The following is a 9,268-nucleotide window of genomic DNA, read 5'->3' as shown; positions in this document are numbered from 1 at the left end:
TTTGTACGGGGGTAGAAGACACTCTCGCCGTGTCCCCTGAGGAGGAGCCCCCGCCATGCAGACCCTGTCGCGCCGCGAACGTCTTCGGATCGAGACCACCGCCGAGATCAAGGAGGTGGCGCTCGCCCTGCTGGCCTCCGGCGACGTCGCCGGGATCACGCTGCGCGGCATCGCACGCGAGATGGGCATGACCGCGGCGGCGCTGTACGGCTACTTCGACACCCGCGACGATCTGCTCGCCACGCTGGCGGCCGACACCTACAACCGGCTCGCCGACCAGCAGGAGCTGGCCCGCGACGCGCTCCCCGAGGAGGCGACCGCGGCCCGGCTCCTCGCGGTCGCGGACACCTTCCGGGAGTGGGCCCGTACCCGCCCGGCGGAGTTCCGCCTCACCTACGGGGACAGCTCGCCCGGGTACGCCCCGACCCACGACGACGTCGTGGCGGCCGCCCGCCGATGTTGCATGATCCTCCTCGGCCTGGTCGACGCCGCCTGGCCCGCCGCTCCCGAGCAGCTCAAGCGGGCCGAGGCGCAGTGGAGCGATTTCGTCCCCTCCCTCGCCGCCCTCGCCCGCGAGTGCTTCCCCCACCTCCCGCCGCAGGCGCTGCTGGCCTCGCTGCGCGTGTGGGGCCGCATGTACGGCCCCGTCGCGCTGGAGGTCTACCGCCAGTTCGGCCCCGAGGCCAATCCCCGCGTGCTGTTCCAGGCGGAGATGGACTCGGCCCTGGAGATGCTCGGCCTGGAGCAGCCCGGGCCGGGCGGCGCCGGGGCCTGAGCCCGCCCCGTCACCCGCCCGCGCCGGGCGGGGCCGCGACGTTCAGCTGCCAGGAGACGCCGAAGCGGTCGTTCACCCAGCCGAACCGGTGGCTGAATCCGTACGAGCCCAGGGGCATCAGCTCCTGGCCCTGCTCGGCGAGCGCGCCGTAGAGGCGGTCGATCTCGGCCTCGTCCGCGCACTGGACGTACAGCGACACCGCGGGCGTGAAGCCGAACGCGTGCCGGGCGGGGCTGTCGATGCACATGAACTGCTGGCCGGCCAGGGCGAAGGTCGCGTGCCGCACCGTGCCCTCGGGCCCGGCCCCGGGTCCGGTCTCGTCGGGGCCGTAGCGGCTGATGGAGAGCACCTCCGCGTCGTCGAAGAGCGAGAGGTAGAAGCCCATGGCTTCCTCCGCCCGCCCCTCGAACATCAGAAACGTGGTGATCTTCTGCGGGGTCGGCGTGACGGCCATCGTCGGTTCGTGTCCCTTCGGCTCGTGTCCCGGACCAGGAACCTTAGCCTCCGCCCCCGCCGCCGGGACCGGACCGGCGCCCGCTACCGCGCGCCGTACACCGGCAGGGGGGCCTGTGCCGCGGCGAGGAGTTTCAGCGTGGTCTCGCCCGCCTCGGCGGGGGTCCAGCGGGAGTCCCGGTCGGCCGTGGGGCCGGGCCGCCAGCCCTCCATGACCGTGATCCGGCCGCCCTCCGCCTCGAAGACCCGGCCCGTGACCCCGGCCGAGGCGTCCGAGCCCAGCCACACCACCAGCGGGGACACGTTCTCCGGGGCCATCGCGTCGAAGCCGCCCGCCGCCGGGGCGGCCATGGTCTGCGCGAAGGTCTGCTCCGTCATCCGGGTCCGGGCCGCCGGAGCGATCGCGTTGACCTGGACCCCGTACCGGCCCATCTCGGCCGCCGCGACCATGGTCAGGCCGAGGATCCCGGCCTTGGCCGCGCTGTAGTTGCCCTGGCCGACCGAGCCCAGCAGCCCGGCCCCCGAGGAGGTGTTGACCACCCGGGCCGCGACCTGCCGGCCGGCCTTCGCCTCCATCCGCCACCAGAGGGCGGCCGCCCGCAGCGGCAGGAAGTGCCCCTTCAGGTGGACCCGCATGACCGCGTCCCAGTCGTCCTCATCCAGGTTGACCAGCATCCGGTCCCGCAGGAAGCCCGCGTTGTTGACGAGGGTGTCGAGGCGCCCGAACGCGCCGAGGGCCGTCTCCACGAGGGAGGCCGCGCCCCCGGAGGTCGCGATGTCCCCGCCGTGCGCCACCGCCTCCCCGCCGAGCGCCTCGATCTCGGCGACCACCTGCGCCGCCGGACCGTCCGGCCCCGGCAGCCCGTCCAGGCCCACCCCCAGGTCGTTGACGACGACCCGCGCGCCCTCGGCGGCGAAGGCCAGGGCGTGGGCCCGGCCCAGCCCCCGCCCCGCACCCGTCACGACCACGACCCGGCCTTCGCACAGTCCCGCCATCTCAGCTCTCCTTGTTCACAGTTGCCGCATCCAGAAACGCCGGGCGTTCCCCGCCGCCGTGCACCAGCAGGCTCGCCCCGCTCACGTACGCCGCCCGGCCCGAGGCCAGGAACACCGCCGCCTCCCCCACGTCCGAGGGCTGCGCCAGCCGCCCGAGCGGGACGGTGGCGGCCACGGCCGCGACCCCGGCCTCGTCCCCGTAGTGCAGGTGCGTCAGCTCGGTCCGCACCATGCCCAGGACCAGCGAGTTCACCCGTACCTCGGGCGCCCATTCCACGGCCATGGACCGGGCCAGGTTCTCCAGGCCGGCCTTCGCCGCCCCGTACGCCGCCGTCCCCGGTGAGGGCCGGGTGCCGCTGACGCTGCCGATCATCACCACCGAGCCGCGGGCCTCGCGCAGCCACGGGTACGCCGCCAGCGAGGCCGTCATCGGCGCCACCAGGTTCAGCTCGACGACCCGCGCGTGGCGTTCCGCCTCGCCCTCGCCCAGCAGTCGGTACGGGGTGCCTCCGGCATTGTTGACCAGGCAGTCGAGGCGCCCGTACCGCCCGGCGACCGCGCCGAAGAAGTCCTGTACGGCGGCGGGATTGCGCAGGTCGACGGCGTTGAAGGAGGCCTTCCGGCCACCCGCCGAGACCGGTTCCTCCGGCGTCCGCCGGGCGCAGACGACGACCTCCGCGCCGGCCGCGAGGAACGACCGGGCGATCCCGGCTCCGACGCCCCGGGTTCCTCCGGTGACGACGACAACCCTCCCGTCGAGCTCCATGGGCTGCTACCTTCCTCACCTAACAAATGTTTGGTGGAAAGGTAGCTGATCCGCTCATGGGTGTCTCCACCTCCAGCCCGGACAAGGGCATCGCACTCGTCACAGTCGACTTTCCGCCCGTCAACGCGCTGCCCGTGCAGGGCTGGTACGACCTCGCCGACGCCCTCCGCGCCGCCGGCCGCGACCCCGAGGTCCGGTGCGTGGTCCTCGCCGCCGAGGGCCGCGGGTTCAATGCCGGGGTCGACATCAAGGAGATGCAGCGCGACAGCGGCCACGCCGCCCTCATCGGCGCCAACCGGGGCTGCTACGAGGCGTTCGCCGCCGTCTACGAGTGCGAGGTGCCGGTCGTCGCGGCCGTGAACGGCTTCTGCCTGGGCGGCGGCATCGGCCTCGTCGGCAACGCCGATGCGATCGTCGCCTCCGACGACGCCGTCTTCGGCCTGCCGGAGCTGGACCGGGGCGCGCTCGGCGCCGCCACCCACCTGGCCCGCCTGGTCCCGCAGCACCTGATGCGGGCCCTGTACTACACCTCGCGCACCGCCACCGCCGCCGAACTGCACGCCCACGGCTCGGTCTGGAAGGTGGTCCCGCCGGGCGAACTGCGCGCCGCCGCCCTGGAACTGGCCGCCGAGATCGCCCGGAAGGACGGCTACCTGATCCGGCTGGCCAAGGCGGCCATCAACGGCATCGACCCCGTGGACGTCCGCCGCAGCTACCGCTTCGAGCAGGGCTTCACCTTCGAGGCCAACCTCAGCGGGGTGGCCGACCGGGTCCGCGACACCTTCGGGAAGGGAGAGCGCTCATGACCGACAAGTCCATGACCCCCGAGGAGGTGGTCGGACAGCTGCGCAGCGGGATGACCGTCGGCATCGGCGGCTGGGGATCCCGGCGCAAGCCCATGGCCCTGGTGCGGGCACTGCTCCGCTCCGAGATCACCGATCTCACCGTGATCTCGTACGGCGGCCCCGACGTCGGGCTGCTGGCCGCCGCCGGCCGCATCCGCCGCCTCGTCGCCCCCTTCGCCACCCTCGACTCCATCCCGCTGGAGCCCCACTTCCGGGCCGCCCGCGAGCGCGCCGCCTTCACCCTCACCGAGCTCGACGAGGCCATGTTCATGTGGGGGCTGCACGCCGCCGCCAACCGGCTCCCCTTCCTCCCCGTCCGGGCCGGCCTCGGCTCCGACGTGATGCGGGTCAATCCGGAGCTGCGGACGGTCACCTCCCCCTACGCCGACGGCGAGGAGCTCGTCGCCGTCCCCGCCCTGCGGATGGACGCCGCCCTCGTCCACCTGAACCGGGCCGACCGCCTCGGCAACGCCCAGTACCTGGGCCCGGACCCGTACTTCGACGACCTGTTCTGCGAGGCCGCCGACGCCGCGTACGTCTCCTGCGAGCAGCTCGTCGAGACCGCCGAGCTCGCCAAGGCCGGCCCCCCGCAGTCCCTGCTCGTCAGCCGCCACTCCGTCACCGGGGTCGTGGAGACCCCGAACGGCGCGCACTTCACCTCCTGCGTCCCCGACTACGGCCGCGACGAGCCCTTCCAGAAGCTCTACGCGACCACCCCCTGGCCCGAGTTCGCCGAGCGCTTCCTCTCCGGGGCGGGCGAGCACGACTACCAGTCCGCCGTACGGACCTGGCACGAGGAGCAGCAGCCGTGACCACCACGCCGACCACCGCGACCGTCACCCGCGCCGAATACTGCGTGATCGCCTGCGCCGAGGCCTGGCGCGACAACGGCGAGGTCCTCGCCAGCCCGATGGGCCTGATCCCCTCCTTCGGGGCCCGGCTCGCGAAGCGGACCTTCTCCCCCGACCTGCTGCTCACCGACGGCGAGGCCCTGCTGGTCGGCCTCGACGGCACGGCCGAGGGCTGGCTCCCGTACCGGCGCCACCTGACGATGGTCACCGGCGGCAGGCGGCACGTGATGATGGGCGCCAGCCAGATCGACCGCTTCGGCAACCAGAACATCTCCTGCATCGGCGACTGGGAGCGGCCGGCGCGCCAGCTCCTCGGGGTGCGCGGGGCGCCCGTCAACACACTGAACAATCCGGTGAGTTACTGGGTCCCCAAGCACTCCACCCGGGTCTTCGTCGAGCGGGTCGACATGGTCAGCGGGGTCGGCTACGACCGCGCCGAGGCGGCCGGGGTGACCCGCTTCCACCGCCTTCCCCGGGTGGTCAGCGATCTCGGCGTCCTCGACTTCGGCGGCCCCGGCCACGCGATGCGGCTGGTCTCCGTGCACCCCGGGGTCACCGCCCGGGAGGTCAGGGCGGCCACCGGGTTCGAGCTGGCCGCCGCCGAGGAGGTCCCGTACACGCGGGAGCCGACGCCGGACGAGCTGCGGCTGATCCGCGAGGTGATCGACCCCAAGGGGCTGCGCGAGCGCGAAGTGCGGGGCTGATCCGATGGAGACGGCATTCACCAAACTGGTCGGCGTCGAGCACCCGATCGTGCAGACCGGCATGGGCTGGGTCGCCGGCCCCCGCCTGGTGTCGGGCGCGGCGAACGCGGGGGCGCTCGGGATCCTGGCCTCGGCGACGATGACCATGGACCAGCTGCGTTCGGCGGTCCACGAGGTCAAGTCCCGCGTCCCGGAGGGAACTCCCTTCGGGGTCAACCTGCGCGCGGACGCCGGGGACGCGGCCGAGCGCGCCCGGCTGATCATCGACGAGGGGGTGCGGGTCGCCTCCTTCGCGCTCGCGCCGTCCAAGGAGCTGATCGGGCGGCTCAAGGACGCGGGCGTGGTCGTCATCCCCTCGATCGGGGCCCGTCGGCACGCCGAGAAGGTCGCGGCCTGGGGCGCCGACGCGGTGATCGTCCAGGGCGGCGAGGGCGGCGGGCACACCGGGGACGTGGCCACGACCGTGCTGCTGCCCCAGGTGGTGGACGCCGTGGACATCCCGGTGGTCGCGGCGGGCGGCTTCAGCGACGGCCGCGGACTGGTCGCGGCCCTGTCGTACGGGGCCGCGGGCATCGCCATGGGCACCCGTTTCCTGCTGACCTCGGACTCCACCGTCCCGGACGCCGTGAAGGCCGAGTACCTGAGGGCGACGGTCAAGGACGTCACCGTCACCACCGCCGTGGACGGGCTGCCGCACCGGATGCTGCGCACCGCGCTGGTCGACTCCCTGGAGCGGGCGGGCCGCACCCGGGCGCTGGCCCGGGCGGTTCGGCACGCGGCGGGCTTCCGGAAGCTGTCGGGTCTGAGCTGGCCGCAGATGGTCCGCGACGGCCTCGCGATGAAACACGGCAAGGACCTGTCCTGGAGCCAGGTCCTGCTCGCCGCGAACACCCCCATGCTCCTCAAGGCGTCCATGGTCGAGGGCCGTACGGACCTCGGCGTCATGGCATCGGGCCAGGTCGCGGGGGTGATCGACGATCTCCCGTCCTGCGCGGAGCTCGTCTCCCGCGTCATGGCCGAGGCACAACAGGCACTCGAAGCACTGCACTCGCTCCGCACCCTGCCACCACCAGGGTGATCCCCCTTCTCCGTCACAGGAGTCGCCTCCATGAGCCGTGCCCGAATCCGCCTGGCGACCGCGGCGGCCGCCGCCGCTCTCGCCATCGGGACCCTGCCCGCCTCCGCGTACGCGGCGGCGGCGCCCGGAGCCGGGGTCAGCGCCCGGCACCACCAGACCCAGCCACAAGCGGAAACGATTCGCCAGATCCCCCTCCAAGGCGCGGTCAACGTCCGTGACCTCGGCGGCTACCGCACCTGGACCGGCGGCAAGGTCCGCCAGGGACTCGTCTACCGCTCCGACGCACTGAGCAAGCTGACCGACGCCGACGTCACCACCGTCTCCGGTCTCGGCCTCACGAAGGTCGTCGATTTCCGCATCCCCATGGAGCTCCAGTACGACGGCGCCGACCGGCTGCCGTCCGGGCTCACCGCCACCGCGCGCCCGGTCAGCGACCTGGGCCTGTACGGAACCCTCGTCGGCGCGATCGCCAGCGGAGACCCCGTCACCCAGGAACAGATGCTCGGCGGCGGCCGCGCCGAGGCCTACATGCGCGACATCTACCGGACGTTCGTGACCAGCCCCGAGAACCGGGCGCAGTTCGCGGCGACCCTGCGGGAGATAGCGGACGGCGGCCAGGGGCCGGTCCTCTACCACTGCACCTCCGGCAAGGACCGGACCGGCTGGATGAGTTACGTCCTGCTGCGCGCGCTGGCCGTCCCCGAGGACTCCGCCGAGCGCGACTACCTGGCGTCGAACACCTTCCGCGCCGCCTATGACGCCCGGCTGCGGGCGGGCCTCAAGCAGTCGGGTCGCATGCAGAACCCCGACCTGCTGATCCCGCTCCAGGAGGTCCGCCAGGACTACCTGGACGCGGCGACGGCCCGGATGGAGGCCGACTACGGCAGCTTCTACGGCTACCTGACGCAGGGCCTCGGCCTGGACCTGTGGACGCTGGCGAGGCTCCAGAACAAGATGGTCCGCTAGCGGACAGAACGACGCCGGGCAGTGCGAGAAGCACTGCCCGGCGTCGTGATCACTGCCTGTGGTCAGACCGCGCGGCGGCGGCCCTGCCCGCCCGATCCGACGCGGCTGCGCGCCGAAGCCGCAGCCGCACCGCCGGAGGCCGCACCGCCACCGGTACGCCGGCCGCGCTCGCCGGAGCCGGCGGCCGCGCCGCCGCCCTGGCCGCCGCGGCGGGCCTGGCCCGACCCGGAGGCCGCCGGGGCCTGCCCGGAAGCACCGCCACCGGAACGGCGGCCACGGCCGCCGGCCGGCTGCGCGCTGCCCGTGGCGGAGCCGGTGCGCGGCCCGCCCGAACGCCGGCGCGAGCCGGAGCCCGAACCGGATCCGGACCCGGAGCCGTTGCGCTGCTTGGGCGCGGTCGGCTGCGGCACGTCCAGCACCACCGGGATGCCCGAGGGCTCCTTGGCGCCGGTCAGCCGGGACAGCTCCTCGTCGGAGGACTTGATCTGCGCGGTGCGCGGGGAGATCCCGGCGTCCGACATCAGACGGGTCATGTCCCGCTTCTGGTCGGGCAGCACCAGGGTGACCACGCTGCCGGACTCGCCGGCGCGGGCGGTACGGCCGCCGCGGTGCAGGTAGTCCTTGTGGTCGGTGGGCGGGTCCACGTTGACGACGAGGTCGAGGTCGTCGATGTGGATGCCGCGCGCGGCGACGTTCGTCGCCACCAGCGCGGTGACCTCGCCCGTCTTGAACCAGTCCAGGGTGCGGTTGCGCTGCGGCTGGGAGCGGCCGCCGTGCAGGCCGGAGGCGCGGACGCCGTCCGCGAGGAGCTTCTTGACCATGCGGTCGACCCCGCGCTTGGTGTCCACGAACATGATCACCCGGCCGTCGCGAGCGGCTATACGCGTCGCCACGGCCTTCTTGTCGGTCTCGTCCATGACGTACAGGACGTGGTGCTCCATCGTGCTGACCGCGCCGGCGGACGGGTCGACGGAGAAGGCGACCGGGTCGTGCAGGAACATCTTGACGAGCTTGTCGATGTTCTTGTCGAGCGTCGCCGAGAAGAGCATGGTCTGGCCCTCGGGCCGCACCTGCTTGAGCAGCGCGGTGACCTGCGGCATGAAGCCCATGTCGGTCATCTGGTCGGCCTCGTCGAGGACGGTGATGCCCACCTGCGAGAGGTCGGCGTCACCGCGGTCGATGAGGTCCTTCAGACGGCCGGGGGTGGCGACGAGCACCTCGGCGCCGCGGCGCAGGGCGCCGGACTGCCGGTTGATCGACATGCCGCCGACGACGGTCGCGATGCGCAGGTTGACGGCCGTGGCGTACGGGGCCAGGGCGTCGGTGACCTGCTGCGCGAGCTCACGGGTGGGTACGAGGACCAGCGCGAGCGGCTGCTTCGGCTGCGCGCGGTGGCCGGCGGTACGGGCCAGCAGCGCCAGGCCGAAGGCCAGCGTCTTGCCGGAGCCGGTGCGGCCACGGCCGAGCAGGTCACGGGCGGCGAGCGAGTTCGGCAGCGTCGCGGCCTGGATCGGGAACGGCTCGGTGACGCCCTGGGCTGCGAGGGTCTTCAGCAGCGCCTCGGGCATGTCCATGTCCTCGAACGCGGCCACCGGCGGGAGCGCCGGGGTCAGCGGTTCGGGCATGGTGAATTCCTGCGGCCTGGCAACGGGGGCGGACTTCTGCCGTCCCGCACCAGCCTTCGGACGTCCCTGGGCCGCGCCTCGGCCCCGGGTGGGGCGGCGGCTGGGTCGTGCGGAGCTGGAGCTGGTCATGCGGAAATGCCCTCCTGAAACCGGCAGGTACAACAAGGTCGAAACAGCAGACAAGCCGGGGTCCGCACCTCACGGTGCGG

General features: G+C 73.2%; 10 protein-coding genes. 6 read left to right on the top strand and 4 right to left on the bottom strand.

Annotated elements, in window-relative coordinates; genetic code table 11:
* The first annotated feature begins 55 nt into the window (after nucleotides 1–55).
* Nucleotides 56–775 carry a TetR/AcrR family transcriptional regulator gene (locus tag ACFYZ4_RS08090; RefSeq protein ID WP_390783358.1) on the top strand — a complete coding sequence of 240 codons (720 nt, stop codon included), beginning with the start codon at nucleotides 56–58 and terminating at the stop codon, nucleotides 773–775.
* Between the two features lie 10 nt (nucleotides 776–785).
* On the opposite strand, the gene ACFYZ4_RS08085 is transcribed toward ACFYZ4_RS08090, so the two are convergent.
* The 3 genes from ACFYZ4_RS08085 to ACFYZ4_RS08075 all read right to left on the bottom strand — a co-directional run bounded on the left by ACFYZ4_RS08085 (nucleotide 786) and on the right by ACFYZ4_RS08075 (nucleotide 2,990).
* Nucleotides 786–1,229 carry a VOC family protein gene (locus ACFYZ4_RS08085; protein WP_390783357.1) on the bottom strand — a complete coding sequence of 148 codons (444 nt, stop codon included), beginning with the start codon at nucleotides 1,227–1,229 and terminating at the stop codon, nucleotides 786–788.
* Between the two features lie 83 nt (nucleotides 1,230–1,312).
* The gene (locus ACFYZ4_RS08080) at nucleotides 1,313–2,224 is read right to left on the bottom strand and encodes an SDR family oxidoreductase (RefSeq protein ID WP_390783356.1); all 912 of its coding nucleotides are present in this window, start codon (nucleotides 2,222–2,224) and stop codon (nucleotides 1,313–1,315) included.
* Between the two features lies 1 nt (nucleotide 2,225).
* The gene (locus ACFYZ4_RS08075) at nucleotides 2,226–2,990 is read right to left on the bottom strand and encodes an SDR family oxidoreductase (RefSeq protein WP_390783355.1); all 765 of its coding nucleotides are present in this window, start codon (nucleotides 2,988–2,990) and stop codon (nucleotides 2,226–2,228) included.
* 56 nt (nucleotides 2,991–3,046) lie between these two features.
* Here ACFYZ4_RS08075 and ACFYZ4_RS08070 point away from each other — a divergent pair, with 56 nt between their 5' ends.
* Genes ACFYZ4_RS08070 through ACFYZ4_RS08050 form a run of 5 tightly spaced genes read left to right on the top strand, consistent with a single transcriptional unit; the run spans nucleotide 3,047 to nucleotide 7,434 of the window.
* Nucleotides 3,047–3,796 carry an enoyl-CoA hydratase family protein gene (locus tag ACFYZ4_RS08070; RefSeq protein ID WP_351591520.1) on the top strand — a complete coding sequence of 250 codons (750 nt, stop codon included), beginning with the start codon at nucleotides 3,047–3,049 and terminating at the stop codon, nucleotides 3,794–3,796.
* A complete protein-coding gene (locus tag ACFYZ4_RS08065; protein ID WP_351591517.1) occupies nucleotides 3,793–4,647 on the top strand; it encodes a CoA-transferase in 855 nt (284 codons plus the stop codon). The genes ACFYZ4_RS08070 and ACFYZ4_RS08065 overlap by 4 nt, the downstream gene beginning before the upstream one ends.
* Nucleotides 4,644–5,390 carry a CoA-transferase gene (locus ACFYZ4_RS08060; protein ID WP_351289549.1) on the top strand — a complete coding sequence of 249 codons (747 nt, stop codon included), beginning with the start codon at nucleotides 4,644–4,646 and terminating at the stop codon, nucleotides 5,388–5,390. The genes ACFYZ4_RS08065 and ACFYZ4_RS08060 overlap by 4 nt, the downstream gene beginning before the upstream one ends.
* Nucleotides 5,391–5,394: 4 nt before the next feature.
* Entirely contained in the window at nucleotides 5,395–6,468 is a 1,074-nt protein-coding gene (locus ACFYZ4_RS08055; RefSeq protein ID WP_351289551.1) for a nitronate monooxygenase, read from the top strand.
* A gap of 30 nt (nucleotides 6,469–6,498) precedes the next feature.
* The gene (locus ACFYZ4_RS08050) at nucleotides 6,499–7,434 is read left to right on the top strand and encodes a tyrosine-protein phosphatase (protein ID WP_384348221.1); all 936 of its coding nucleotides are present in this window, start codon (nucleotides 6,499–6,501) and stop codon (nucleotides 7,432–7,434) included.
* Between the two features lie 62 nt (nucleotides 7,435–7,496).
* Here ACFYZ4_RS08050 and ACFYZ4_RS08045 read toward each other — a convergent pair whose 3' ends face one another.
* On the bottom strand, nucleotides 7,497–9,188 hold the full coding sequence (locus ACFYZ4_RS08045) for a DEAD/DEAH box helicase (protein WP_390783354.1): 1,692 nt from the start codon (nucleotides 9,186–9,188) through the stop codon (nucleotides 7,497–7,499).
* Nucleotides 9,189–9,268: the final 80 nt, after the last annotated feature.

It is taken from the genome of Streptomyces sp. NPDC001513, assembly GCF_042894695.1.
Taxonomy (GTDB): Bacteria; Actinomycetota; Actinomycetes; order Streptomycetales; family Streptomycetaceae; genus Streptomyces.
The sequence above is the reverse complement of the archived record's forward strand: the minus strand, read 5'-3'. Positions and strand labels throughout refer to the sequence as shown.

Coding starts and splice junctions, on each gene's coding strand:
- ACFYZ4_RS08090 (WP_390783358.1), top strand. CDS start 56: ATGCAGACCCTGTCGCGCCGCGAACGTCTTCGGATCGAGACCACCGCC.
- ACFYZ4_RS08085 (WP_390783357.1), bottom strand. CDS start 1,229: ATGGCCGTCACGCCGACCCCGCAGAAGATCACCACGTTTCTGATGTTC.
- ACFYZ4_RS08080 (WP_390783356.1), bottom strand. CDS start 2,224: ATGGCGGGACTGTGCGAAGGCCGGGTCGTGGTCGTGACGGGTGCGGGG.
- ACFYZ4_RS08075 (WP_390783355.1), bottom strand. CDS start 2,990: ATGGAGCTCGACGGGAGGGTTGTCGTCGTCACCGGAGGAACCCGGGGC.
- ACFYZ4_RS08070 (WP_351591520.1), top strand. CDS start 3,047: ATGGGTGTCTCCACCTCCAGCCCGGACAAGGGCATCGCACTCGTCACA.
- ACFYZ4_RS08065 (WP_351591517.1), top strand. CDS start 3,793: ATGACCGACAAGTCCATGACCCCCGAGGAGGTGGTCGGACAGCTGCGC.
- ACFYZ4_RS08055 (WP_351289551.1), top strand. CDS start 5,395: ATGGAGACGGCATTCACCAAACTGGTCGGCGTCGAGCACCCGATCGTG.
- ACFYZ4_RS08050 (WP_384348221.1), top strand. CDS start 6,499: ATGAGCCGTGCCCGAATCCGCCTGGCGACCGCGGCGGCCGCCGCCGCT.
- ACFYZ4_RS08045 (WP_390783354.1), bottom strand. CDS start 9,188: ATGACCAGCTCCAGCTCCGCACGACCCAGCCGCCGCCCCACCCGGGGC.